Genomic DNA, 24,122 nt, shown 5'->3' with positions numbered 1-24,122 from the left:
CTTGCCCGGCCTTGCGCGACACCTGACGCACGCCATCTCGGTCATCGCCGGCACAGCATCTCGGCCACAGAAAACAGCAAGGCCTCGTCGATATCCTGCTGCAGATCGACGGCAAGCCTTTGACGGTAGAAGACCCCCAGATCCAGTCCGACACCCAGGGCGCAGACCTTCACGCCGCCCATGCGCTCCTGGACTGCAAGAACCTGCCGCAGATGCTGATCCAGATAATGCTCGTCATTGGCCTGATGGGTCGCCGTGTCCATGGGACAGCCATCGGAAACTACAAGCAGGATGCGACGCTGCGCGGTCTTTGCACGCAGCCTCTGGCACGCCCATTCCACGGCCTCGCCGTCGATGCCTTCACGAAAGATGTCGGGCTTGCGCAGCGCCGCAATGCCGTGCCGGGCATGACGCCAGGGCTTGGCACCGTCCTTGAAGACAATGTGCAGGCGCTCGTTGAGACGTCCCGGAAACTGGGGCTGGCCCGCGCGCTGCCAGCGGCGGCGCGTTCTGCCGCCATTCCAGGCCTGGGTGGAAAAACCCAGTATCTCCACGCTCGCCCCAGCCATCTCCAGCGCCCGCCCCAGCACGTCAAGCAACAGCGACAAAGGCTTGGCAAAGGTTTTCATGGAGCCCGAGCAGTCCATGAGAATGGTGACAGCGGTCTCGTTGACGGGACGCTGCATCTCGTCCTTGAAAATCGCGCGCTGCTGCGGGTCCGTCACCAGCTGGGACAGGCGGCTGCCGTCCAGATGCCCTTCCTCCAGGCCGAAGTTCCAGCCATTGCGCTGCGTACTGGCCAGACGCTGCTGCAGATAGCGCGCCAGCCGCCCGGCCTGCAGCAATCCCGAGCGCGCCAGCTCCTCGTCCATCTGCTCCCGGAACTGGGCCAGCTGCAGCGCCCGGATCAGCTCAGCGGCCTGCACCTCCCTATCGAACTCGCGCGTGAAAACCCGGTAGCTTTGTGCAGTGCCGGCCCAGGCCCGGCTGTCGCCGGTTTGCGCTACGGGCATGCTGTCCTGACTCTGGGACTCAAAGTGCAGAGGCAGGGCAAAACTGCTGCGCCGCCTGGGGCCGCCGGCACCGCGCGGCACATCCTCCTGCGCCGCACGCACCGCCATGCCGACCCAGCGGCTGACGGCCAGGGCAGGCTCGACAAACTGCTGCTGCCGGTCACTGAAGCGCCTCAGCCGATCCCAGTGCCGGCCCAGCGGGGAAGCCATGGACATCCGCGTGGACTCCACCAGATCGGCCATGCGCTCCGGTATCTCATGCCCGGTCAGCCGGCTCCAGGCCGTGATGGCCACCGCGAACAGCAAGATGCCCAGACTGCTTTCCGTCAGGCCGGAATCCACGAACGCCTGGCACCAGTTCACAAAGCGCTGGCGCATGTTCTCGCGCGCTCCGGGCCAGGCCTCGGGTACCAGGCTCTCCACGCGCAACTGCTCGAGCAGCTCGAACACCATGCGCTCCACCGGGTCCTGGGGCAGATGCGACTGAAACAGGGCTTGATCGCTCCACTGCAGACGCAGACCCATGCTGTCGAGCAGGCCGCGCTGATCCGTCTGCTGCACCGGCACCTGGCTATGGTGGGCCGCCGCCTGGGGTATGGGCGTGGTGCCGCGGTACAGCGTCTGGCCGCTCCATTGCAGGCTGGCGTCGCCGGTGACCGCGCGCAGCATGGCGCCGCCCCAGGCCTCCATGCGAGACAGCGAGGCAGAGCCGGAAGTCTCGGTGCTCATGCCAGCAACGCCAGTGCTGCTTCTTCGGGCTGCGCCAGCTCCTGGGCGAAGCAGCGCTGGAAATACTCGCGCACGATGGCGCGCTCGGCAGGCTCGCATTTGTTGAGGAACGACAGCTCGAAGGCCAGCTTCAGGTCGTGGAAGATGGCGATGTTCTCGGCCCAGCTAATCACCGTGCGCGGAGACATCAGCAAGGACAGATCACCCACCGCAAAGCCCTTGCGCGTCAGCCCGGCCAGCGCCACCATGGCGACCACCTTGCGGCGCCCGTCGGCTGTGGCCAGCTCCGGCACGCGTGCCAGCACGATGGCCGCTTCCTCGGCCGGGGGGAGATAGTTCAGGCTGGTGACCAGATTCCAGCGATCGAGCTGGGCATGGTTGAGCTGCTGGGTGCCGTGATAGAGCCCGTTGAGATTACCCTGCCCCAGGGTGTTCATGGTGGCAAACAGCCGAAAGCAGGGATGCGGCTGGATCACGCGCTTCTGATCGAGCAGGGTAAAGCTGCCCTCTCGCTCCAGAACCCGCTGAATGACGAACATCACGTCGGGACGTCCGGCATCGTACTCGTCAAACACCATGGCCACGGGCCGCTGCAGCGCCCAGGGCAGGATGCCTTCCTGGAACTGGGTCACCTGCTTGCCATCCTGCAACACGATGCTGTCCTTGCCCACCAGATCCAGGCGGCTGATATGACCGTCCAGATTCACGCGCACGCAGGGCCAGTTCAGCCTCGCCGCCACCTGCTCTATATGTGTGGATTTGCCCGTGCCGTGCAGTCCCTGTATGACGACGCGCCGGTTGTGCGAGAAACCCGCCAGGATGGCTTGCGTCACCTGCGGATTCAGGCGGTAGGCCTTGTCAATGGCGGGAACATGCTCGCTGCGCTCGGCAAAGGCCGGCACGCTCATGTCCGTGTCGATGCCAAATACATCGCGCACGCTTACGGTGCGGGTGGGCTGCAGCTGGCTCAGGTCAGTCATCATCGGCTTCCGGTGGAACGTCATCGTTAATGCGGGCGATCGCCGCGACGGCCGCCTGCAGCTTGGGAAGAAAGGACAAGGCCTTCTCCTTGGAAAAACGCATGATGGGTGCCTGCACGGCAAGCCCCATATTGGAGTTGCCCTGGGGCGCTGGCACCAGCACGCCAAGGCACAGCAGCCCGGGCAGGAACTCCTCGTTGTCGAAGGCGTAGCCCTGCGCCCGCACCTGATCGAGCTCCTGGTCCAGCGCCTCGAAGGTCGCCAACGTATTGCCGGTGAACGCCTCCAACGGCACATTGGCCAGCAGCCGACGGCGCTGGGCTGGCGACATCTGACTCAGGAACAGCTTGCCCGTGGCCGAGCAGTGCGCGGGCACGCGCGAGCCCGGGTGCAGATAAAAGCGCAGCGGCGCCGGTGTCTCCACGCGGTCCAGATACAGGACCTCGCTGCCCGAGAAAGCCGTGATGTTGCAGCTCTCGCCAAGCTCGCGCACCAGCTGGGTCAGCACCGCATGCCGCGCGCCATGCGTGGTGTTGTTGAGCAACACGTTCTCCGCCAGCCGCATCAGCCGCTGGCCCGTGCCGTAGTGGCGACCGTTGCCATCTCTTTGCAGGATTCCGGCGCTTTCCAGCTGCGCAAGCATGCGGTGCATGGTCGGCTTGGGCAGCCCTGTCTCTTCCACCATGGTCTGCAAGGTGAAGGGCTGGCTCTTCTGCGCCACGGCTTCCAGCAGCGCGAACAAACGCAGATTGGGCGTGTCTCCGTCCAGGCGAGCCGAGGGGGTGTCTTCGCTGTGCTTCATATCGTTGTCGATCATATTAATTTCCATTTTTCGAGTCAATTTATTCCATAAAAAGAAATTTACTTGCACGAAAACAAAAAAATGCCATAGACTGACATCGTTATTTCTTTTTTCGGAACCATAGGTTTCAAATTCTTAAGGAGACAGAGATGGCTGCAACGGACAATCGTAAAGTGGTTGAAGGCGTTCACAAGATGACCCCTTCGGAAGCATTCGTGGAAACCTGCGTCGCCAATGGCGTCAGCGAGATGTTCGGCATCATGGGTTCCGCCTTCATGGATGCCATGGACATCTTCGCCCCCGCAGGCATTCGCCTGATCCCGGTGGTGCATGAGCAAGGAGCGGCCCATATGGCCGATGGCTATGCCCGCGTCTCGGGTCGCCACGGCGTGGTGATCGGCCAGAACGGCCCCGGCATCAGCAACTGCGTGACCGGGATTGCCGCAGCCTACTGGGCGCACAGCCCGGTGGTGATCGTGACTCCCGAGACCGGCACCATGGGCATGGGCCTGGGCGGCTTCCAGGAAGCCAATCAGCTGCCCATGTTCCAGGAGTTCACCAAGTACCAGGGCCATGTCTGCAACCCCAAGCGCATGGCCGAGTTCACGGGCCGCGTCTTCGACCGCGCCATGTCCGAGATGGGTCCGACCCAGCTCAATATTCCACGTGACTACTTCTACGGCGAGATCGAGTGCGAGATTCCCAAGCCCATGCGCGTGGACCGCGGCCATGGCGGCGAAGCCAGCCTGCAGGCCGCCGTGGAGCTGCTCAAGACTGCCAAGTTCCCGGTGATCCTGGCCGGCGGTGGCGTGGTCATGGGCGATGCCGTGGAGGAAGCCAGGCAGCTGGCCGAGCGCCTGGGCGCTCCCGTGGCCACGGGCTATCTGCGCAACGATGCCTTCCCCGCCAAGCACCCGCTGTGGGCCGGCCCTCTGGGCTACCAGGGCTCCAAGGCCGCCATGAAGCTGATCGCCCAGGCCGACGTGGTGATTGCGCTGGGCTCGCGCATGGGCCCCTTCGGCACCCTGCCCCAGCATGGCATGGACTATTGGCCCAAGACCGCCAAGATCATCCAGATCGAGGCCGATCACACCAACCTGGGCCTGGTCAAGAAGATCGCCGTGGGCATCAACGGCGATGCCAAGGCCGTGGCGGCCGAGTTGAGCAGGCGCCTGGCCGATGTGACGCTGGGCTGCGATGCCACCAAGGCAGCGCGCGCCGACACCATCGCCACGGAAAAGGCCGCCTGGGAGAAGGAGCTCGACGGCTGGACCCACGAGCGCGACCCCTACAGCCTGGACATGATCGAAGAGGCCAAGGGCGAACGCACGCCGACCGGCGGCAGCTATCTGCATCCCCGCCAGGTGCTGCGAGAGCTCGAAAAAGCCATGCCGGCGCGCGTCATGGTATCCACCGACATCGGCAACATCAATTCGGTGGCCAACAGCTATCTGCGCTTCGACGAGCCGCGCAGCTTCTTCGCTCCCATGAGCTTCGGCAACTGCGGCTATGCGCTGCCCACCATCATCGGCGCCAAGTGCGCAGCACCCGATCGCCCGGCCATCGCCTATGCAGGTGACGGTGCCTGGGGCATGAGCATGATGGAGATCATGACCGCCGTGCGCCACGACATCCCCGTGACCGCCGTGGTGTTCCACAACCGCCAGTGGGGCGCAGAAAAGAAGAACCAGGTGGACTTCTACAACCGCCGTTTCGTGGCGGGCGAGCTGGAGAGCGAAAGCTTCTCCGACATCGCCAAGGCCATGGGAGCCGAAGGCATCGTGGTGGACCATATCGAGGACGTGGGCCCGGCACTGCAAAAAGCCATCGACATGCAGATGAAGGAAGGCAAGACCTGCGTGATCGAGATCATGTGTACCCGCGAGCTCGGCGACCCCTTCCGCCGCGACGCCTTGTCCAAGCCCGTGCGCATGCTGGACAAGTACAAAGACTTTGTCTGACGCCGTCTGACACCCTCTGAGGCGCTACGCGCCTTCCCCCTCTCTACCCGCTGCGCGGGGGAGGGGGACGACACCCTCGGTGCGGGGCAGCCCTTCCTCGGTGTCCCTGGGTTGGGCCGCGCCGGTTTCATGCGCCTTGGGTAAAGCGCAAGGCCCTCGAAAGCCGACTCCCAGACCCCCTGCGTTACTCACGCCGGGCCTTGTACTTCCCCGCAGGAGCTTTCATGACTCCCCCACTCTCCCTTGCCGTGGCCGCCGACGATGTGCCCGCCACGCCGCGTCCCCATCTCCAGCAATTGATCAACCAGGCCCGGGCCCGCGGTCCGATTCCCGTGGCCGTGGCCTATCCCTGCGATGCCAGCTCTTTGCTGGCAGCCATGCAGGCGGCGGAAGCCGGCCTGATCAAGCCCCTGCTGGTAGGCCCGCGCCAGCGCATCGAGGCTACGGCCCGCTCTGCCGGTCTGGATCTGTCGGCCGCCGAGATCCATGCCACGGCGGACGACTCCCGCATCGCTGCGGCACATGCCGCAGCCCTGTGCCGCGATGGTCAGGCCCGGGCTCTGATGAAGGGCAGCCTGCACAGCGACGATCTGCTGGGCGCGGCCGTGGCGCGCGAAGCCGGTCTGCGCGGCAGCCGCCGGGCCAGCCATGTATTCATCATGGACATCCCCGGCTACGACCGCCCGCTGCTGATGACCGACTGCGTGGTCAACATCTTCCCCAGCCTGATAGAAAAACGCGACATCGCCCAGAACGCGGTCGATCTGGCGCAGGCCATCGGCATAGTCCAGCCGCGCGTGGCCCTGCTGTCGGCGGTGGAAACCGTCAACCCGGCCATTCCCGGAACCATCGATGCGGCAGCCCTGTGCAAGATGGCCGACCGCGGCCAGATCACGGGCGGCATCTTTGACGGACCGCTGGCCTACGACAACGCCATCTCCCTGCACTCGGCGCACAACAAGGGCATCGTCTCCGATGTCGCAGGCCGTCCCGATGTGCTGCTGGCGCCCAACCTCGAAGCTGGAAACATGATCTACAAGCAGTTGGTCTACATGGCCAACGCCGAATGCGCCGGCCTGGTGCTGGGCATGCGCGTGCCCATCGTGCTGACCAGCCGCTCCGACTCGGTGGCCAGCCGCATCGCCTCCTGCGCCCTGGCCGTGCTGGCCAGTGCAGGGATGCAGGCATAGAGCAAGACTTGGGGCCAAGGCCCTGCCGAACACTGCGGTGGCCGGGCCTTTCTGTCAAACGCCTATCTCCCGCAGACGCCAGAAACGAAAAAGCCTCAGAGTATTTCTACTCTGAGGCTTAACGTTTGGTGCGGCTGGCAGGAATCGAACCCACGACCCCTTGGTTCGTAGCCAAGTACTCTATCCAGCTGAGCTACAGCCGCATTGGCGGAGAGGGTGGGATTCGAACCCACGGTACGTTTGCACGTACGCCTGATTTCGAGTCAGGTACATTCGACCACTCTGCCACCTCTCCTGTGTCGAAGCATCTATTGTAGCCTAAAAATTCAGGCCTTCAGCAAAGTTTTGCCACCCATGTACGAAACCAGTGCTTCGGGCACGGTGATCGAGCCGTCGGCGTTCTGATAGTTCTCCAGCACGGCGACCAGCGTACGACCCACGGCCAGGCCGGAACCGTTGAGCGTGTGCACCAGTTCGTTCTTGCCCTGAGCATTCTTGAAGCGGGCCTGCATGCGGCGCGCCTGGAAGGCTTCGCAGTTGGAGACCGAGCTGATTTCGCGGTAGGTGCCCTGTGCCGGCACCCAGACTTCCAGGTCATAGGTCTTGGCAGCGCCAAAGCCCATGTCGCCTGTGCACAGGCTCATCACGCGGTACGGCAGGCCCAGCTTCTGCAGCACGGCTTCTGCGTGACCGGTCATCTCTTCCAGCGCTTCATAGCTCTTTTCGGGATGCACGATCTGCACCATCTCGACCTTGTCGAACTGGTGCTGACGGATCAGACCGCGCGTGTCGCGGCCGCCGGAGCCGGCTTCGGAACGGAAGCAGGGGCTGTGTGCGGTCAGCTTGATGGGCAGACGATCTTCGGCCAGCACTTCATCGCGCACCAGATTCGTCAGAGGCACTTCGGCCGTGGGAATCAGGTACAGAGCCGCAGTATCGGGCACGGGTTCGGCGTCCTGACCGCCCTTGTTGGCAGCGAACAGATCGCCTTCGAACTTGGGCAGCTGGCCCGTGCCCTTGAGCGAATCGCTGTTGACGATGTAAGGCACATAGCATTCGGTATAGCCATGCTGCTCGGTCTGCAGGTCCAGCATGAACTGGGCCAGCGCACGGTGCAGGCGCGCGATCTGGCCCTGCATCACGGTAAAGCGCGAGCCTGTGAGCTTGATGCCGGCTTCGAAGTCCAGGCCGATGGGGGCGCCCAGATCGACGTGATCCTTGATCTCGAAGTCGAAATTCCTCGGCGTGCCGAAGCGACGCACTTCCACATTGCCTTCTTCGTCGGCGCCCACGGGTACGGACTCATGAGGCAGATTGGGCACGGCCACCAGCATGGCCTGCAGCTCGGTCTGGATCTGGTCCAGGCGCGTGGCCGATTGTTCCAGCTCAGTCTTCATGGCGGCCACTTCGGCCTTGGCGGCTTCGGCGGCGTCCTTTTCGCCCTTGCCCATCAACATGCCGATCTGCTTGGACAGCTGGTTGCGCTTGGACTGCAGCTCCTCCGTGCGCGTCTGGATGGACTTGCGTTCGGATTCCAGCGCCTTGAAGGCTTCCACGTTCAGGAAGGCTTGGGGGTTCTTGCGGGTTTGCAGTCGGGCGACGACTGAATCCAGGTCTTTGCGGAGAAGTTGAATGTCGAGCATAGAGGGGGATTTTAGAGCGACTGGCCGCACCCGGCCGATACACGGGGGATGGCAGCAGTCAGCTATCAAAAGCAAAGCGCCTTGCGCAGGCTATTCATAGAATTTCAGCATAAAACTATCTGAAATTAACGAATACCCAGCGCAAGGCGCTATGAAGTTTCAAGCAATCAGCTTGTCAGAACTCAATGTCCGGTCTCGGGCGCCTTGCGCACTGCAATCTCCAGGCCCGTGGCCGCGTCGATCTTCAGACCCTTGGGCAGCGGGAACTTGATGGTTTCCTCGATACCGTCCATCTTGCGCACGGCGACTGCGCCCAATTGCCGGATGCGTGCGATGACCTCGTCGACCAGCACTTCGGGCGCCGAGGCACCGGCCGTCAGCCCCACGCGGGCCGCATCGGCAAACCATTCCTGCTTGAGCTCAAGCGCGTTGTCCACCATGTAGGCAGGCGTGCCCAGGCGATCGGCCAGCTCACGCAGGCGATTGCTGTTGGAGCTGGTCGGGCTGCCGACGACGATAACCAGATCCACCTGGGGTGCCAGCACCTTCACGGCGTCCTGCCGATTCTGCGTGGCATAGCAGATGTCCTGCTGCTTGGGCTCGCGCACCTGCGGAAAACGCGCCTTGATGGCGGCCTTGATGCCTGCGGCGTCATCGACCGACAGCGTGGTCTGCGTCACCACGGCCAGCTTTTCGGTCTGGCGCGGCGCCACCTTGGCCACATCGCCCTCGTCCTCGACCAGGTGAATGCCTTCGGAGAGCTGGCCCATGGTGCCTTCGACCTCGGGATGGCCCTTGTGGCCGATCATGAGGAATTCGTAGCCTTCCTTGGCCAGCTTGGCGACTTCCACATGCACCTTGGTGACCAGCGGGCAGGTCGCATCGAAGATGGCAAAGCCCCGGCGCTCGGCCTCCTCCTGCACGGCCTTGGAGACGCCGTGGGCCGAGAAGATCAGCGTGGCGCCGGGTGGCACCTCGTCGAGCTCCTCGATGAAGATGGCGCCCTTGGCCTTGAGATCGTTGACCACAAAGGTGTTGTGCACGATCTCGTGGCGCACGTAGATGGGCGCGCCGAACTTGGCCAGCGCCCGCTCCACGATCTCGATGGCGCGATCCACCCCGGCGCAAAAGCCGCGCGGCTCGGCCAGCAGGACTTCCTTGGCGCCCACCACCTCAGAGTACCCCGATCAGCTTCACTTCAAACGTCACGGGCTGGCCGGCCAGCGGGTGGTTGAAGTCGAACAGCACGGCGCCGTCCTCGCGCACCTGCACCACGGCGCCGGCATATTGACCCAGGCCGTCGGGCGTGGGGAACTGCACCACATCGCCTGCAGTGTATTGCTCATGCGGGTCGCCGAGCTCGTTCATGAGCTTGCGGGCCACCCACTGCATCATGTCGGGGTTGCGCTCGCCAAAGGCTTCGCCTGCGGGCAGCTCGAAAGTGGTGTGCGTGCCCTCGGCCAGGCCGATCAGCTTGTCTTCCATCGCCGGTGACAGCTCGCCCGCCCCCAGCGACAGTGTCGCCGGCTTTTCGTTGAAGGTATTGATCACATCGCCCGCAGGGCCCGCCAGGCGGTAATGCAGCGTGAGAAAAGAGCCTGCCTGCACGACGGGCAGATCCGAAGGGGTTGCGCTTGTGGTCATGAAAGTCCCGATAAACTGGGCTGCATTGTAAGAGCGAGCCTATAACCTCTCCGAGCCTGCGTTGAGATGCCCGGCCCGCCCTGGACTTTCCTGCCTTGTGTGAGCAAGCACTGACACCCATGCCCATCAAAGACCTGCCCCTGGATGCCCAGCCGCGCGAAAAGCTCGCGCAGCGGGGTGCGGCTGCGCTCTCGGATGCCGAGCTGCTGGCCGTCATTCTGCGCACCGGCATGGCCGGCAAGACGGTGCTGCAGATGGCGCAGGAGCTGCCCGGTGATCGCCAGGGAACAGGCGGTCTGGCCGGACTGCTGGCCGCCGACTACAAGGCCTTGGCAACCGTCAAAGGCCTGGGCCCGGCCAAGCGCGCCGAGCTGATGGCCGTGCTGGAGCTGGCCCGACGCGCCACGGCGCAGCAGTTGCGCGAGCGGGAAGTCTTTTCCTCCCCCGAAGCCGTCAAGCACTATCTGCAGCTGCACCTGGCAGCCAGGCCGCACGAGGTGTTTGCCGTGCTGTTTCTGGACAGTCAGAACCGCTTGCTGGCTCTTGAAGAAATGTTTCGCGGTACCTTGACGCAAACCTCCGTCTACCCTCGTGAAGTCGTGCTTCGCGCCCTGCACCATCAGGCCGGCGCGGTGATCCTCGCGCACAACCACCCCAGCGGCAGCGTGCAGCCCAGCAGCGCCGACTGCGCGCTGACCGCCACGCTCAAGGCCGCCCTGGCCTTGATCGATGTGCGCGTGCTCGACCACATCATCGTCGGACCGGGCGCTGCCTGCTCCATGGCCGAGGAGAGTTTGCTATGAGCCATGGACACCGCTCGCTGCAGGATCTGGCCGGCATCTCCCGCCACCTCAAGCAGCTGCGCGAACAGGCCGAAGCCCTGGCCCTCGCCCAGGCCGAGGCGCGTGCAGCGCGCGAACGCGAACGCAATCTGTTTGCGCTCAGCGTCGGCAAGGTCACGCCGCTGCGCTCGCGCAACGAAGTCAGCTTTCTGGAGCCGGCGCCCTCGCCGCTGCCGCTGCAGATGGTGCTGGACGAACAGAATGTGCTGCGCGAAGCCATGAGCGACGAATTCGATGTCAGCACCCTGCTGGACGTGGACGATCAACTGAGCTTTCGCCGCCCCGGTATCGGTCTCGACGTGACGCGCAAGCTGCGTGGCGGCCACTGGAGCATCCAGCGCCAGCTGGACCTGCACGGCTTGCGCTCGGACGAAGCCCGCGAGGCGCTGGGCCAGTTCATCCGGCTGTCGCACCGCACGGGCGTGCGTTGCGTGCGCATCGTGCACGGCAAGGGCCTGGGCTCGCCGGGCCGCACCCCCGTGCTCAAGGGCAAGGTGCAGCGCTGGCTGGTCCAGAAGAAAGAGGTTCTCGCCTTTGTCCAGGCCCGCCCGGCCGAAGGAGGCGCGGGCGCGCTGGTGGTGCTGCTGCAGCCAGGCAAGCGCAAGCTGTTCTGAGCCCCATACTTCGGATCTGATAGCTGCTCGCGCTTATCTACATTGGGATTGAGCCCAAAAGGCTTATCTTCCCTGTGGCACGGTATTGAGCGGCAAGGGCAACGGTCGCATGTCGCGGCCGTAAATGCGGCGTATGCGCTCGGGCACCGTGGGGTGGGACTCCAGCCAGTCTTCGAGGCGGCTGGCATGGGGTGTTTCGGCCAGCAACATGTGCTGCACGATGCGCTTGTCCAGCCCCTGGTGGCTGCGCGTGTCCTGCTGCCAGCTGCCGTACTGCTCCTCGGCCAGCTCACGCTGCGTGAGCACCTTGCGCAGCACGCCGCCCAGGCCGTCCTTGCTGCGTGTCCATTGCACGGCACGCGCGTCGGCCAGATATTCGCGCTGGCGCGACACGGCAGCCTTGAGCAACTGACCGCCGAGCCAGCCGACAAAGCCCGCAGCCTGGATGAAGAGGCCAAACCATTGCGTAAGGATGCTGTCGCGTTCGCGCAGGCTCTGGCCGAAGTTGTGAATCAGCTCCAGCCCGTAGACCATGCCGGCCAGCTGCATGTTCAGCCGCGTGTCGCCCTCGCGCAGATGGGACAGTTCATGCGCCACCAGGCCCTGCATTTCCTCACGGCTGAGCTGGTCCAGCGCCCCCTGGGTCACGGCAATGACGGAGTCCTGCGCGTCCCAGCCCGCCGCAAAGGCGTTGATGGCCTCGGTCCGCGCCAGCACCGCGACCTGGGGCGCAGGCCATTGCGCCGCGATGCACATTTCATGGACGATATTGCACAGCTGCTGCTCGGCCAGCGAGCTACCGGGTCTGGCCTCGCGCGCTCCCACGCGCTGTGCCAGTTTGCGCCCGCCGTGGCGCAGCTGGTCCAGCTCTATCCAGCAGCCGCCCAGCACCAGCAGCAAGGTCACGCCGATATTCACCGCCGCAAAGCCTGTGGGATAGTCCCAGCCGCCGAATGCCAGAGTGCCCAGCCACCAGGCCAGCATCAAGCCCAGATGCACCGATACCACCACGGCCAGCACGCACAGGCCGAACACCAGCAGCAACCAGCGCGTGCTGCGCCTGGCTTCGCGCTGTCGCTCCCAAAAACGCATGCGCTCAGAACCTGACCTGAGGGACGGCGCGCTCCTGCTCGCTCTGGGTCGAAGCCAGCATGTCCAGATGCACAAACCCCACCAGCCGTGCCACGATCAGGTCCGGGAACTGTCCAGCCTGGTTGTTGAAGTCCAGCACCTCGTCGTTATAGGACTGGCGTGCAAAGCCGATGCGGTTCTCGGTGCTGGTGATCTCTTCGCTGAGCTGCTGCATGCGGGCATCGGCCTTGAGGGTGGGATAGGCCTCGGCCAGCGCCATCAGACGGCCCATCTGGCCGCCCAGCACCTGCTCTGCCGCCATGAGCGCCCCCATGACTTGCGCCTTACCCGGCGACTGGCGCGCCTTGTCGGCAGCGCTGACGGCCTCGCCGCGTGCGCGAATCACGGCCTCCAGCGTCTGAGCCTCGTGCTGCATATAGCCGCGGGCAACCTCCACCAGGTTGGGAATCAGGTCATGGCGGCGCTTGAGCTGCACATCGATCTGCGCAAACGCGTTCTCCACCTGGTTCTTGTGCGTGCGCAAGCGGTTGTAGAGGGCAATTGCCCAGATCACGATCACCACCACCACTGCCAGTGCGATATATGCCGTCATACCCTCTCCCCTATCCCTGAAAAATTTCTCGCATCATAGCCAGTCCCAGAAAAAAGCCGCCGTAGCTTTTGCAGCCACGGCGGCAGTTGTTTCGACAACGCAGCCTACTTGGACAGATCGAGCTGATATTTGCTCATGCCCTTGCCGGAGCCATCATCCGCGGCCAGCACGGACACTCCCGTCAAGCCGGCGGCCTGGGCCACGCTCAGGGCGTCGGCACCGGAGCTGAACACCACCGGGCCGGCCGTGGTCACCTTGGTAAAGCGCCAGCTCTTGGCAGCACCATTGGCGACTCTGGTGATCTGCGGATTCTGGCGCACATACCCGATCACCACATCGCGGTTCGCATCGGGCGATGCCCAGATGGCCGACGAGCCGTCGAGCTTGGGGATGAAGCTGGCACCGCTGGTGGCACGGTAGTTGTTGGTGGCGATCACGAACTCCTGCGCCGTATCCATGGGCTTGCCCAGATAGCTCAGGTTCTTGATACGGCTGCCCAGAGGCTGAGTGACATCGATCTCGTACTGCACATCGGCCGTGGTGAACATGTCGAAGTTGTAGCCCGGGAAGCTGCTGATCAAAGGCTGCTCGGCCGTCTTGCTCACGTCGATCTGGTTGAAGCGCTTGGCGGCAGCTTCCAGCCAGCTCTTGATGTCGGCGCCATTGACCTTCACCGCATACACGGTGTTGGGGTACAGATACAGGTCGGCCGCGTTGTAGATGGCCAGCGAGCCGGCCGCCACATCGGTGAAGTCCTTGCCGCCCTGGAAGCCGGACTTGAACGGCGCGCTCACCGAGAGCACGGGCAGGCTGGCGTACTGCGGCAGATTGGCCTTGATGTAGCTGGCCACATAGGCCTGCTGGGCCTGGTTGACGATCTGGATCGCACCGGGATCGCCCACATCGGCAAACAGCGTGCTCATGCGGAAGTCCGTGCTGCCGATGGGCGTCTTCACATAGCTGATGGCCGCCTGATGCTGTGTCTCGATCAGCGGCGCAACGGCCGGATCGGCATCCACAAACGCCGTGGCACCTGCGGCATCCTTGTTCTGGATGTTGCGCAGCTCGCTCTTGCTGCCGGTCTTGGCCACGCTCCACTTCTTGCCGTCCCATTGCAGCGGCAGCTGGATCACGCCCAGCGCCTTGCCCCAGGAGCTGGCCATGACCGCAGGCACGCCGTTGATGGTGCCGGCCTGGTTGTCCACGCCGCTCTGGCTGTAGGCGGGCTTGGCCGACAGATCAGGAAACACGCTGTGCTGATGGCCCATGACCATGGCATCGATGCCCGCCACCTTGGACAGATACAGGCCGGGGTTCTCCATGGTCGCCGAATAGGCCGAGCCATCCAGACCGCCATGCAGCAGCGCCACCACCACATCGGCGCCCTTGGCGCGCAGCTCGGGCACGTATTTGCTGGCCGCCTCGACCGCGCCCTCGGTGTAGACCTTGCCTTCCAGATAACGCTTGTCCCAGTTCATGATGCCCGGCGTGGTGAAGCCGATCACGCCGATCTTGATGGGCAGCTTGACTTCCTTGCCGTCGCTGCCCTTGGCCACCATGGTGCGCTCCAGCACGGCATAGGGCTGGACCAGCGGCTTCTTGGTCTTGCTGCTGTAGACATTGGCCAGCACGGCCGGATAGCCGTTGCCCGCACATTTCTGGCTGGCGTCCACGCCGTCCACATCCAGACCGCCACCCAGCACCTGGTTGAGAAAGGGCAGACCGTAATTGAACTCGTGATTGCCCAGCGTGCCGGCGTCAAAGCTCAGCGCGCCCATGGCCTTGTACATGGACAGCTGCTGCGTGCAGGCGATAGGCTTGATCTCGGCCTCGTAGTCGGCCAGGGCCGTGCCCTGGATGGTGTCGCCGTTGTCCACCAGCAGCGTGTTGGCAAATTCCTTGCGGGCCGCACGGATCAGAGTGGCCGTGCGCTCGAAGCCATAGGTCTTGTCTTCGGCCAGCTTGAAATAGTCATAGCTGCGCACATTGAAGTGCAGGTCCGTGGTCTCCAGAACGGCCAGCGTCGCCGTGGCAGGCTGTGCGGTGACAGGCGTTGTGCTGCTGTCGTCGCTGCCGCCGCAGGCGGCCAGCAAGGCGGCACAGCCTACGGCCGTCAGCACATGGCGGCGTTGCTGCAATGCCGAGAAGAAACCGCCCGAACGCAGCTTTGCGCCCGGCAAATCGAAATCCTGCATGGTTGACCCTGCTTGTTGAAAAACAGGCAGTGTCGGCAGGGGTTTTTACAGCGTCATGAAGGAAATTTGACGCTTTGCCACCGGGCCCAGGAACTCAGGCGCCGCGATTGCGCATCCAGTCCGCCGTGTTCATGAAGCTGGCCTTGAGGCGCGTGCGCAAGGCCTCGGGCACCTCGGTCTCGCCCATGGCCTGATCCATGCAGGCCACCCACTGGTCACGCTCCTGGATGCCGATGGAAAACGGCATATGGCGCATGCGCAGACGCGGATGACCGAAACGATCCTGGTAATAGTCGGGGCCGCCCAGCCAGCCGCAGAGAAACCAGAACAGCTTCTGGCGCGCGTCGTCGAGCGTGCTGCCGTGGGCGGCGCGCAGCTCCTTGTAGCCGGGCTCCAGATCCATGAGGTCATAGAAACGGGCAACCAGCTGCTGGACTTTGTCTTCGCCACCTATCCATTCGTAGGGGGTATCAAACGGGGGCTTTTCTTCAATCTGCATGTGTAGCGGCTTTGCGAGTCAGTCCCGATTGTCGGACATGCGGCATGTCCGTACCCGAGCGCAGGAATGCGAAAACCCCAACGGCCGTCAGCACCGTCACGCCGGCCAGCACATCGAGCAAGCTGGAAAAAGCCAGGCCATAGGCCTTGAGCAGATCGGCGGCCGACGCGTCCTGCATCAACGTCAGCGCTCCCTGCATATTGCCGGTAACCAGCATCTGGGCCACGGCAGAGCCCTGCGTCATGGAGGGCGAGAGAGCCGCCAACTCCCGCGCCAGCAGCGCGGCCAGCGCGGCCCCGACCACGGCCAGGGCCATGCCTTCGCCCGCCACACGCACGGTGCTGAAGATGCCCGTGGCCATACCGGCACGCTCGCGCGGCACCACGGTCACGGCAAGCCCGTCCATCAGCCCCCAGGGCAGGCCTATGCCCAGACCGATCAGCAGCAGCGGCGCAGCCATCTGCGTCAGGTCCGAGCCGGGGGCGCAGCGACCCAGCCACAGCAAGCCCATGGCACAGATCAGCAGTCCCGCCCCGCACAGCAGGGCGGCCGACAGCCAGCGCGCAAGCCAGCCCGCCAGCAGCGGCACGCACAGCATGGGCAGCGACAGCACGAACATCCGCTGCCCGGCCGCGAGCGGCGCCAAGCCTTCCACGCCGATGAAGCGCAGCGGCAGCAGCACCAGCAGCACCACGAAGGCATAGGCAGGTGCTGCGGCCAGCAGCTGCACGCCGACAAAGCGCGGATAGCGGAATAGCGACAGGTCCAGCATGGGGTGGGCGCTACGGCGCTCGATCTGCACAAAGGCCGCTGCCGCCAGCAGGGCAGCCGCCAGGGGCAGCCATGTGCGGCCATGCGACCAGCCCGTTTCCGGGACCTGCAGCATGCCCCAGGTCAACAGAGCCAGCGCCAGCGTGAACGACAGCGCGCCCGGCAGGTCCAGCCGCTGTGCCTGCGGATTGCGCGACTCCGGCATATGGCGCAGGCCCAGCAGCAGCGCAGCGAATGCTGCGACGGCGGCGCTGAGCATCACGCTGCGCCAACCCAAACTTTGCAGCAACCAACCCGACAGCAAGGGTCCGAAGGCCAGTCCCACCCCAAAAGAGGTGCCCACGAAACTGAAGGCCCGGGTACGCCCGGCACCATCGTAGGCCTGGGCCAGGCCGGCCGTGCCTGCCGCCAGCGCAGCGGCCGCGCCCAGTCCCTGCAGCGCCCGCAGCAGATCGAAGCCAATGATGGCCCCCTTGCCTTGCAGGCAGACCTGCAGCAGCACGCTGCCCACCACGACGGCCAGCCCCGCAAGAAACACGCGCCGCCGCCCGTAGACATCGGCCAATGCTCCTGCCGCCATCAGTGTGGCGCCGAAGCTCAGCATGAAGGCATTGATGACCCAGTTCAGCGCCAGAGGGCCGCCGCCCAGCGCCTCGCGCAGCGCCGACAGTGCCACGGCCGGCCCGGTAAAGCTCAGCGGCATGGCCAGAGCAGCCAGGCAGACTGATAGCAGCACCCAGGCAGGCGATGCGCGGCGGGCGCAAATCGGAAGATCCGCCTGTGGGCGGGATGGAGAAGTGGAGCAGGACATGGAGGACTGGCTTCGTGAATCAATCAGAAATGAACGATAAAAGCGCTCCAATCAAACGAAAATAGCTTTAAAACTCCCAACAATCCCAACCTAAGGTTGCCAATCATCATGGACAGCTTCAGCGGACTTGAGTCCTTTGTACGTGCCGCCGATCTTCTGAGCTTTGCGGAGGCTGGCCGCGCGCTTGGCATCTCGGCCTCGGCCGTGGGCAAGAACGTGGCGCGCCTGGAGCAGCAACTCGGCCTGCGCCTCTTCCATCGCACCACACGCCAGGTGCGTCTGACACAGGAAGGGACTCTGTTTCACGAACGCTGCCGGCGCATTCTCGACGAGTTGCACGATGCACGCGCGGCCATGCAGGCCGCCGCCGAAGCGCCGCGCGGCCGGCTGCGCGTGAGCCTGCCCACCATCGGCTACCGTTTTCTGCTGCCCGTGCTGCCCGAATTCCAGGCCCGCTATCCCGAGGTGGAGCTGGATCTGGACTTCAACGACCATCTGGTCGATGTCGTCGAAGCCGGCCTCGATGTAGTCATACGTAGCGGCGAGCTGGCCGATTCGCGGCTGGTGGCGCGCCGACTCGGGCCGTTTCGCTTCATTCTCGCGGCCTCGCCGACCTATCTGGCCGAGCGCGGTCTGCCGCTAACGCCGGCCGACCTTGCCGGACACAGCAGCCTGCGCTATCGCTTTCTGAACAGCGGCAAGCTCGAGGAGTGGACGCTGCCCGGACTGCCCGCCATGCCCATCGCCCTGGCCTGCAACAACATGGAAGCCATGCTGGGCGCAGCCATCTCAGGCCTGGGCCTGGCCTATATGCCCGACTTCCTGGCCCGCGACGCACTGGCGCGTGGCGAACTCCAGCAGGTCCTGGCGCAGCAGCTCACGCATAGCGGGCAGTTCTCGGCACTCTGGCCCTCCAGCCGCCAGCTCTCGCCCAAGGTCCGGGCTTTTGTGGACTTTGCGAGCGAGCGGCTGTTCAAGGGCTAGCCTTAGAACGTGCTTACGATCTCTACGCAGCCGCGTTGGAGCGCAATCGGGATGAGTTCGAAGCAATGGCTCGCCGCTTGCACCGGGGTGCAAGCAAGAGACAACGCGCAGAAATCGCCCGATTTCGCGCCAACCCTGCGGGACAGAGGCTTTGCGGGCGGTCTGCGGCGTTGCGAATCCTCGCAATAGCAGAGCTATTGCTGCGGTATCGCGCCTTGCATGCCATCCCGCAAAGCCTCTGTCGCGGCGCGAGGAGATCGTAAGCACGTTCTTATTCCGCCGCCTGGCGCAGCGTGATCATCACCGGGCGGCTGACCACCTCGCGCAACGCCCACCAGCCGGCCAGCCAGGCCAGCAATGCGCCCGCCAGCGCACCCACCAGCGGTACCCACCAAAGCACATTCCATTCGAAATCGAACACCCAGCGTGCCAGCGCCCAGCCCACGGCCAGGGCCACGCAGCTAGCCAGAAAGCCAGCCATCAGACCCACGCCGGCCAGCTCCGCGCTCTGCACCTGCCGCAGCAGGCCCGACCGGGCTCCCACGGCACGCATGATGGCGTATTCGCGCGCTCTTTCCTCACGCGTGCCGGTGACGGAGGCAAACAGCACGACCAGCCCCGCCACCAGCGTGAAGCCGAACAGGAACTCCACTGCGCGTATGACCTGGTCCATCACCTGCTGCACCTGGGCCAGCGTGCTGCTCAGGTCAACATTGGTGATGTTGGGAAATTCATTGACCAGCGCATTGTCAAAGCCCTTGATGTCGGGCGCGCGATAGGCCGCCAGATAGGTCACGGCCACGTTGTCCAGATGCTGCACCGGGTAGATCACAAAGAAGTTGGCACGCATGGAACTCCAGTCCACCTTGCGCAGGCTGGTGATGCGGGCCTCGTTCTCCTCGCCGCCGATATCGAAGCGCAGCGTATCGCCCAGCTTCAGGCCCAGGGTCTTGGCGATGCCTTCTTCCATGCTGATCGCACCCTGCTCGCCCGCCTGCCAGCGGCCGCCCACGATCTGGTTGTGATCGGGCATGGTTTCGGCGGTGGAGATATTGAACTCCCGATCCACCAGACGCTTGGCGCGATCCTCCTCATAGTCCTCAGGGCTGACGGCCTTGCCATTGACGGCAATCAGCCGGCCGCGAATCATGGGATACCAGTCATAGCTGTGCACGCCGGCCTTCTTCAGCGCGGCCTGAAAGTCCTGCGCCTGATCGGGCTGGACATTGATGACAAAGCGATCGGGCGCATTGGCCGGCGTGGCCTTGCGCCAGCTGGCAATCAGATCGGTGCGCAGCAGCACCAGCAACACCAGAGCCAGCAGCCCCACGGCCAGCGAGCTGACCTGTACCACGGCATACACGGGCTTGGCCGAGACCTGGCGCGTAGCCATGACCAGCCAGCGCGGCGCCGTGGCCTCGTTGACGACCTGGCGCAGCAGCTTGACGGCCAGCCAGGCCAGTCCTGCAAACAGCAGCACGGCGACGGCAAAGCCGCCCACGGCAATCAGACCCAGCTTGATGTCGCGGCTGGCCACCATCAGCAAAGCCGCAAAACCCGTAACGCCCACACCCAGCACCAGCCACGATGCGGGCTTGAGCGCCCCCAGGTCGCGCCGCATCACGCGCAGCGGCGGCACCTGCGCCAGCTGCAGCACGGGCGGCAAGCCAAAGGCCAGCAACAGAGTCAGCCCCATGCCCATGCCAAACAATGCGGGCCACAGGCTCGCCGCAGGCAGGGCAGACTCGACCAGTCCGGCCAGCAGCCAGACAAACACATGGTGCACGGCCCAGCCCAGCAGCACGCCGGCCGCGCTGGCTGCCAGGGCAATGCTCACGAACTCCACCACATAGGCCAGGGCAATGCGGCGCTGACTCTGGCCGAGCACGCGCAGCATGGCCGACGCATCGAGATGGCTGTTGGCAAAGGCACGCGCGGCCAGTGCCACGGCCACGGCCGACAGCAGCGCCGAGAGCAGAGCCACCAGACTCAGGAATTTCTCGGCCCTGTCCAGGGTCTGGCGCATTTCGGGGCGGCCGCTTTCCAGCGATTCCACACGCACGCCATGCAGGCTCTTGGCCAGTTCCTGTGCCCAGCCCAGATAGTCCTGTGCGGCCCGCTGCGCGCCGCGCCCGGCATCTGTCTGCACCGCCACAGCCAGCCGATAGGTGATGCGGCTGGCAGGCTGCACCAGGCGCGTTGCGGGCAGGTCCGCACTGTTGATCATCACGCGCGGGGCAAAGCTCATGAAGCCCGCGCCACGATCGGGCTCGATGGCAATGATGTGCGAGATATGAAAGCTCGCATCGCCCAGCAGCAGTCGGTCGCCGAGCTTCAGGCCCAGCGCCTCCAGCAGCGGTGCATCCACCCAGGCATGGCCGCGTTCGGGAATCGCCCGGACTTCCAGGTCTGGCTGGCCCGGCCCCTGATTCAGGTGCAGCACACCGCGCAACGGGTAGCCGGGGTCCACGCTTTTGAGCGCCACCAGGCGGCTGGCTCCGCCCTGCTCCTGGGCGGCCCGTGCCATGGTCGGAAAGCTGGCCGTGGCCACGGTCTGCAGTCCCTGCTGCTGTGCCTGCTGCACAAAAACCGCGGGGGCCGGGTTGTCGCTGACCACCACCACATCGCCGCCCAGCAGCTGACGGGCGTCGCGCTGCAGGCCGGCCTGCAGGCGATCGGCAAAAAAGCCCACCGAACTCAGTGCCGCCACTGCCAGCAGCACGGCCACGATGATCAGGCGCAGCTCGCCAGCGCGCAGATCGCGCCAGAGATTGCGCAGTCCCAGAATCCAGACAGATGATGCTTGCATGGTCTGCACGATAGCGCAGCGGCCTGCAGTCATGCCAAAACTGCATGGCAATTCCCTGCCGACCGAAGACGATAATCGATGCCATCGGACGGAGACCAGAACGTGGAAGCAATGTTGATCGTGGCCCTGGGGGCCGCTGTGGCGGGGTTTGTGCAGGGGCTTTCGGGCTTTGCCTTCGGCATGGTGGCCATGTCCTTCTGGGCCTGGGTGCTGGAGCCGCAGCTAGCGGCCGTGCTTTCGGTCTTCGGCTCTCTCACGGGCCAGATCATCGCGGCGTTCACAGTGCGGCGCGATTTCCACTGGAAGTCGCTGCTGCCCTTCATCGCGGGCGGCCTGGTCGGCATTCCCATGGGCGTGGCCGTGATGCCGCATCTCAATATGGACTGGTTCAAGCTCGGCCTGGGCTGCCTGCTGGTGCTGTGGTGCCCCACCATGCTGCTGAGCGCTCACCTGCCCCGGCTGACGCTGGGCGGCGGCCTTCTGGCCCGCCTGAGCGATGCGGTTGCGGGCCTGATCGGTGGCGCCATGGGCGGACTGGGCGGCTTCAGCGGCACCGTGCCCACGCTGTGGTGCACGCTGCGCGGCTTTGAGCGCCATGTGCAGCGCACGGTGATCCAGAACTTCAACCTCTCGGTGCTGGCCGTCACCATGGTCAGCTATCTGGCCACCGGCCTGGTCAAGCCCGCCATGTGGCCCTCGTTCGCCATCGTGCTGCCGGCCGTGCTGGTGCCCGTGATCTTCGGCACCCGCGTCTACAAGGGCGTGAGCGATGCGCGCTTTCGCCAGATCGTGCTGAGCCTGCTGACCTGCTCGGGCATCGCCATGCTGGCAGCATCCGTGCCGCGGCTATTCCTGGCACCGTAACGTAGAACTGCCTACGGCAAGGCTGATCGCAAGACACTACCATCTGCGGCATGAATGCCGCGCCTACTGCCCCCACACCTGAACTGACCGCCTTTGCCCATGCCATCCCCAAGATGGAGTTGCACTGCCACCTGCTGGGCACGGTCAGAAAAAATACTTTCATCGAACTGGTGCAGCGCGCCAAGGCGCCGCTGGCTCCCGAAGAGATCGATGCCTTCTACACACGCGGCGAAAAGCCCGTGGGCGTGCTGCGCGTGCTGCGCGCACTCGACGAGTGGCTGCTGCAGACGCCGGCCGATCTGGAGCGCATTACCTATGAATACCTGCAGGATGCCGCCGCCCACCATGTGCGCTATGCCGAATTCTTCTGGAACCCCACGGGCACGGTGCAATGCTCGGGCATGAGCTATGCCGTCGCCCAGCAAGCCATTCTGGCCGGCGCCGCAGCCGCGCAAAAGGATTGCGGCATACGTGGCCGCCTGGTGCCGTCCATTGACCGCGAAGCCCCCGCTGAGGCCGCCGTGCAGATGGTGCAATGGATGCTGGACAACCGCCATGACGATGTGCCCGGCATCGGCATCGACTACCGCGAAAACGAGCGCCCGCCCGAGTTGTTTGTCGAAGCCTATGCGCTGGCGCGTCGCAACGGCCTCAAGACCACGGCCCATGCCAGCGAGTTCGGCCTGCCCTGGAACAATCTGCAGACCGCCATCGAGACGCTCAAGGTGGATCGTGTCGATCATGGCTACACCGTCATCGACAACCCGGAACTGGCCCAGCGCTGCGCCGATCTGGGCATTGTGTTCACCGTGGTGCCGACCAACTCCTACTATCTGCGCACACTGGCCCCCGAACGCTGGGCGCTGGATCACCCGATACGCCAGATGCCCGGCCTGGGCCTTCGCGTGCACCCCAACACCGACGACCCCACGCTGCACCATGTGAACCCCACGGGAGCCTGGACCAAGATGGTCAGCGACTTCGGCTTTTCAGTGGCCGACCTCAGGGACTTCATGCTCAACGGCATCGATGCGGCCTGGATAGACGAGAGCGAAAAGCGCAGCCTTCGCCAGCAGTGGGGCGCCGAGTTCGATGCATTGAGCCGCACACACCACTTCTAAACAAATATTGCCAAAGCGCTTGCCCTTCAAGCGCTTTCAGCTATCAAAATCGACTCAGGCCGGTATAACACCTGCCTCCTCTCTTAACGATCATCTGCCCTATGCCGTCAGACAAGCCCGCCAGCCTTGAAGAGATTCAGGCATCCATTGCCAAGCTCAGAGTCACTGAACAGCAGCTCGAGGCCACTGCGCAGAAGTACGAGAGCAAGATGCAAAGCTCGAGGAAATGGAACTATCTTGCCGTGGCCATGGCTGTGGTGGTCTGCGCCGTAGCCTGGATCAACCAGGCCTCGCCCTGGCTGCGCTGGGGCGTGCTGCCCGTGGTGCTCTTCATGGTGCTGTTCTTCGAAGGCATGCGCCGCCTGCTGGGAGTGACCATGCAAAGCAGCATGCGCCAGCTCAAGACCCAGATCCGCACACTGGAAACCAGGATGGCCGAGGTACAAGCCACAACAGCGAAAGATCAGCCATGAGTGCCGCCAAACCCGTTCGCGTTCTGATGGTCTGCACCGGCAACATCTGCCGCAGCCCCACAGCCCATGGCGTGCTGGAAAAAATGGTCGCGAATGCGGGTCTGCAGCATCGGGTGCAAGTGGACTCCGCCGGCACGCACGGCTATCACGTGGGCGAGGCCCCCGATTCCCGCAGCCAGCAGCATGCCCGCCGCCGGGGCTATGACCTCAGCGGGCAGCGTGCGCGGCAACTGACGAAGCAGGATTTCGACGCTTTCGATCTGGTGCTGGTGATGGACAGCGCCAATGAAGTCGCTGCGCGCCGCATCGCCACACCCGCCCAGCAGCAGCGCATGAAGCGGCTGACCGACTACTGTCAGCGCCTTGACGACAATGAGGTTCCCGACCCCTACTATGGCGGCGAGCGAGGCTTTGAACATGTGCTCGACCTGATCGAGGACGCCTGCCAGAACCTGCTGCAGACCATCGCCCAGAATCGCCAGACCTGAATGGA

At 64.4% G+C, this 24,122-nt stretch carries 21 protein-coding genes and 2 tRNA genes; 9 read left to right on the top strand and 14 right to left on the bottom strand.

The genetic code is table 11. The annotated features are described in order from the left end of the window. Positions 1-41: 41 nt before the first annotated feature. From F3J24_RS09295 to F3J24_RS09285, 3 genes are read right to left on the bottom strand one after another with little or no spacing between them, the layout of a single operon-like run. The gene (locus F3J24_RS09295) at positions 42-1,742 is read right to left on the bottom strand and encodes a cobalt chelatase (protein ID WP_167005046.1); all 1,701 of its coding nucleotides are present in this window, start codon (positions 1,740-1,742) and stop codon (positions 42-44) included. Further along, entirely contained in the window at positions 1,739-2,722 is a 984-nt protein-coding gene (locus F3J24_RS09290; protein ID WP_167005044.1) for an AAA family ATPase, read from the bottom strand. The genes F3J24_RS09295 and F3J24_RS09290 overlap by 4 nt, the downstream gene beginning before the upstream one ends. Beyond that, positions 2,715-3,539 carry an IclR family transcriptional regulator gene (locus tag F3J24_RS09285; RefSeq protein ID WP_167005042.1) on the bottom strand — a complete coding sequence of 275 codons (825 nt, stop codon included), beginning with the start codon at positions 3,537-3,539 and terminating at the stop codon, positions 2,715-2,717. Before F3J24_RS09285 ends, F3J24_RS09290 begins: the two co-directional genes overlap by 8 nt. A 134-nt stretch (positions 3,540-3,673) precedes the next feature. On the opposite strand from F3J24_RS09285, the gene xsc reads away from it, so the two are divergent. Together xsc and F3J24_RS09275 are read left to right on the top strand one after the other, a co-directional pair. After that, positions 3,674-5,485, top strand: a complete 1,812-nt coding sequence (xsc, locus tag F3J24_RS09280; protein WP_003052049.1) for a sulfoacetaldehyde acetyltransferase — start codon at positions 3,674-3,676, stop codon at positions 5,483-5,485. Positions 5,486-5,709: 224 nt separating this feature from the next. Continuing rightward, positions 5,710-6,675, top strand: coding sequence for a bifunctional enoyl-CoA hydratase/phosphate acetyltransferase (locus tag F3J24_RS09275; protein ID WP_167005040.1), 966 nt, complete (start codon positions 5,710-5,712; stop codon positions 6,673-6,675). A 126-nt stretch (positions 6,676-6,801) separates the two neighbouring features. Here F3J24_RS09275 and F3J24_RS09270 read toward each other — a convergent pair. The 5 genes from F3J24_RS09270 to F3J24_RS09250 form a co-directional block, all read right to left on the bottom strand. Then, positions 6,802-6,878: transfer RNA gene (locus F3J24_RS09270), tRNA-Arg, on the bottom strand. Positions 6,879-6,880: 2 nt separating this feature from the next. Next, positions 6,881-6,970, bottom strand: a tRNA-Ser gene (locus F3J24_RS09265). A 31-nt stretch (positions 6,971-7,001) separates the two neighbouring features. Beyond that, positions 7,002-8,318, bottom strand: a complete 1,317-nt coding sequence (gene serS, locus F3J24_RS09260; protein WP_167005038.1) for a serine--tRNA ligase — start codon at positions 8,316-8,318, stop codon at positions 7,002-7,004. Between the two features lie 182 nt (positions 8,319-8,500). Continuing rightward, positions 8,501-9,490 carry a 4-hydroxy-3-methylbut-2-enyl diphosphate reductase gene (gene ispH, locus F3J24_RS09255; RefSeq protein WP_167005035.1) on the bottom strand — a complete coding sequence of 330 codons (990 nt, stop codon included), beginning with the start codon at positions 9,488-9,490 and terminating at the stop codon, positions 8,501-8,503. A gap of 1 nt (position 9,491) precedes the next feature. Next, complete coding sequence (locus F3J24_RS09250) at positions 9,492-9,962, bottom strand: peptidylprolyl isomerase (protein WP_167005032.1); 471 nt, start codon at positions 9,960-9,962, stop codon at positions 9,492-9,494. 119 nt (positions 9,963-10,081) lie between these two features. On the opposite strand from F3J24_RS09250, the gene radC reads away from it, so the two are divergent. Then, on the top strand, positions 10,082-10,765 hold the full coding sequence (gene radC, locus F3J24_RS09245; RefSeq protein ID WP_167005029.1) for a DNA repair protein RadC: 684 nt from the start codon (positions 10,082-10,084) through the stop codon (positions 10,763-10,765). Beyond that, on the top strand, positions 10,762-11,418 hold the full coding sequence (locus F3J24_RS09240) for a Smr/MutS family protein (RefSeq protein ID WP_003052037.1): 657 nt from the start codon (positions 10,762-10,764) through the stop codon (positions 11,416-11,418). Before radC ends, F3J24_RS09240 begins: the two co-directional genes overlap by 4 nt. 63 nt (positions 11,419-11,481) lie before the next feature. On the opposite strand, the gene F3J24_RS09235 is transcribed toward F3J24_RS09240, so the two are convergent. From F3J24_RS09235 to F3J24_RS09215, 5 genes are all read right to left on the bottom strand, one after another. Next, entirely contained in the window at positions 11,482-12,510 is a 1,029-nt protein-coding gene (locus F3J24_RS09235) for a M48 family metalloprotease (protein ID WP_167005026.1), read from the bottom strand. Between the two features lie 4 nt (positions 12,511-12,514). After that, complete coding sequence (locus F3J24_RS09230) at positions 12,515-13,102, bottom strand: LemA family protein (RefSeq protein WP_003052034.1); 588 nt, start codon at positions 13,100-13,102, stop codon at positions 12,515-12,517. Positions 13,103-13,206: 104 nt separating this feature from the next. Next, a complete protein-coding gene (locus tag F3J24_RS09225; protein WP_167005023.1) occupies positions 13,207-15,297 on the bottom strand; it encodes a bifunctional 2',3'-cyclic-nucleotide 2'-phosphodiesterase/3'-nucleotidase in 2,091 nt (696 codons plus the stop codon). Between the two features lie 94 nt (positions 15,298-15,391). After that, positions 15,392-15,796, bottom strand: a complete 405-nt coding sequence (locus F3J24_RS09220; protein ID WP_003052030.1) for a group II truncated hemoglobin — start codon at positions 15,794-15,796, stop codon at positions 15,392-15,394. Next, the gene (locus tag F3J24_RS09215) at positions 15,786-17,270 is read right to left on the bottom strand and encodes an MFS transporter (RefSeq protein WP_240154308.1); all 1,485 of its coding nucleotides are present in this window, start codon (positions 17,268-17,270) and stop codon (positions 15,786-15,788) included. The genes F3J24_RS09220 and F3J24_RS09215 overlap by 11 nt, the downstream gene beginning before the upstream one ends. Positions 17,271-17,486: 216 nt before the next feature. On the opposite strand from F3J24_RS09215, the gene F3J24_RS09210 reads away from it, so the two are divergent. Further along, complete coding sequence (locus F3J24_RS09210) at positions 17,487-18,362, top strand: LysR family transcriptional regulator (protein ID WP_167005017.1); 876 nt, start codon at positions 17,487-17,489, stop codon at positions 18,360-18,362. Positions 18,363-18,633: 271 nt separating this feature from the next. Here the strand turns inward: F3J24_RS09210 and F3J24_RS09205 are convergent, their stop codons facing one another. Next, positions 18,634-21,204, bottom strand: coding sequence for an ABC transporter permease (locus F3J24_RS09205; protein ID WP_205244662.1), 2,571 nt, complete (start codon positions 21,202-21,204; stop codon positions 18,634-18,636). Positions 21,205-21,249: 45 nt separating this feature from the next. Here F3J24_RS09205 and F3J24_RS09200 point away from each other — a divergent pair, with 45 nt between their 5' ends. The 4 genes from F3J24_RS09200 to F3J24_RS09185 all read left to right on the top strand — a co-directional run bounded on the left by F3J24_RS09200 (position 21,250) and on the right by F3J24_RS09185 (position 24,117). Then, entirely contained in the window at positions 21,250-22,035 is a 786-nt protein-coding gene (locus F3J24_RS09200) for a sulfite exporter TauE/SafE family protein (protein WP_167005011.1), read from the top strand. Positions 22,036-22,085: 50 nt separating this feature from the next. Further along, positions 22,086-23,156, top strand: coding sequence for an adenosine deaminase (locus F3J24_RS09195; protein ID WP_167005008.1), 1,071 nt, complete (start codon positions 22,086-22,088; stop codon positions 23,154-23,156). 101 nt (positions 23,157-23,257) lie between these two features. Beyond that, entirely contained in the window at positions 23,258-23,629 is a 372-nt protein-coding gene (locus tag F3J24_RS09190; protein ID WP_167005006.1) for a hypothetical protein, read from the top strand. Then, a complete protein-coding gene (locus F3J24_RS09185) occupies positions 23,626-24,117 on the top strand; it encodes a low molecular weight protein-tyrosine-phosphatase (RefSeq protein WP_167005004.1) in 492 nt (163 codons plus the stop codon). Before F3J24_RS09190 ends, F3J24_RS09185 begins: the two co-directional genes overlap by 4 nt. Positions 24,118-24,122 lie beyond the last annotated feature (5 nt).

Origin of the sequence: Comamonas sp. Tr-654, from assembly GCF_011752915.1 — a bacterium.
GTDB lineage: Bacteria > Pseudomonadota > Gammaproteobacteria > Burkholderiales > Burkholderiaceae_C > Comamonas.
This window is presented reverse-complemented; position numbering and strand designations above follow the sequence as displayed.

Excerpts from the sequence above, each read along its gene's own strand:
- F3J24_RS09205 (WP_205244662.1), bottom strand. The coding sequence starts at position 21,204 with ATGACTGCAGGCCGCTGCGCTATCGTGCAGACCATGCAAGCATCATCT.
- F3J24_RS09220 (WP_003052030.1), bottom strand. The coding sequence starts at position 15,796 with ATGCAGATTGAAGAAAAGCCCCCGTTTGATACCCCCTACGAATGGATA.
- F3J24_RS09285 (WP_167005042.1), bottom strand. The coding sequence starts at position 3,539 with ATGATCGACAACGATATGAAGCACAGCGAAGACACCCCCTCGGCTCGC.
- F3J24_RS09295 (WP_167005046.1), bottom strand. The coding sequence starts at position 1,742 with ATGAGCACCGAGACTTCCGGCTCTGCCTCGCTGTCTCGCATGGAGGCC.
- serS (WP_167005038.1), bottom strand. The coding sequence starts at position 8,318 with ATGCTCGACATTCAACTTCTCCGCAAAGACCTGGATTCAGTCGTCGCC.
- F3J24_RS09250 (WP_167005032.1), bottom strand. The coding sequence starts at position 9,962 with ATGACCACAAGCGCAACCCCTTCGGATCTGCCCGTCGTGCAGGCAGGC.
- F3J24_RS09190 (WP_167005006.1), top strand. The coding sequence starts at position 23,258 with ATGCCGTCAGACAAGCCCGCCAGCCTTGAAGAGATTCAGGCATCCATT.
- F3J24_RS09240 (WP_003052037.1), top strand. The coding sequence starts at position 10,762 with ATGAGCCATGGACACCGCTCGCTGCAGGATCTGGCCGGCATCTCCCGC.
- F3J24_RS09200 (WP_167005011.1), top strand. The coding sequence starts at position 21,250 with ATGCCATCGGACGGAGACCAGAACGTGGAAGCAATGTTGATCGTGGCC.
- F3J24_RS09225 (WP_167005023.1), bottom strand. The coding sequence starts at position 15,297 with ATGCAGGATTTCGATTTGCCGGGCGCAAAGCTGCGTTCGGGCGGTTTC.
- radC (WP_167005029.1), top strand. The coding sequence starts at position 10,082 with ATGCCCATCAAAGACCTGCCCCTGGATGCCCAGCCGCGCGAAAAGCTC.
- xsc (WP_003052049.1), top strand. The coding sequence starts at position 3,674 with ATGGCTGCAACGGACAATCGTAAAGTGGTTGAAGGCGTTCACAAGATG.
- F3J24_RS09275 (WP_167005040.1), top strand. The coding sequence starts at position 5,710 with ATGACTCCCCCACTCTCCCTTGCCGTGGCCGCCGACGATGTGCCCGCC.
- F3J24_RS09230 (WP_003052034.1), bottom strand. The coding sequence starts at position 13,102 with ATGACGGCATATATCGCACTGGCAGTGGTGGTGGTGATCGTGATCTGG.
- F3J24_RS09290 (WP_167005044.1), bottom strand. The coding sequence starts at position 2,722 with ATGACTGACCTGAGCCAGCTGCAGCCCACCCGCACCGTAAGCGTGCGC.
- F3J24_RS09215 (WP_240154308.1), bottom strand. The coding sequence starts at position 17,270 with ATGCCGCTGAGCTTTACCGGGCCGGCCGTGGCACTGTCGGCGCTGCGC.
- F3J24_RS09185 (WP_167005004.1), top strand. The coding sequence starts at position 23,626 with ATGAGTGCCGCCAAACCCGTTCGCGTTCTGATGGTCTGCACCGGCAAC.
- F3J24_RS09195 (WP_167005008.1), top strand. The coding sequence starts at position 22,086 with ATGAATGCCGCGCCTACTGCCCCCACACCTGAACTGACCGCCTTTGCC.
- F3J24_RS09235 (WP_167005026.1), bottom strand. The coding sequence starts at position 12,510 with ATGCGTTTTTGGGAGCGACAGCGCGAAGCCAGGCGCAGCACGCGCTGG.
- F3J24_RS09210 (WP_167005017.1), top strand. The coding sequence starts at position 17,487 with ATGGACAGCTTCAGCGGACTTGAGTCCTTTGTACGTGCCGCCGATCTT.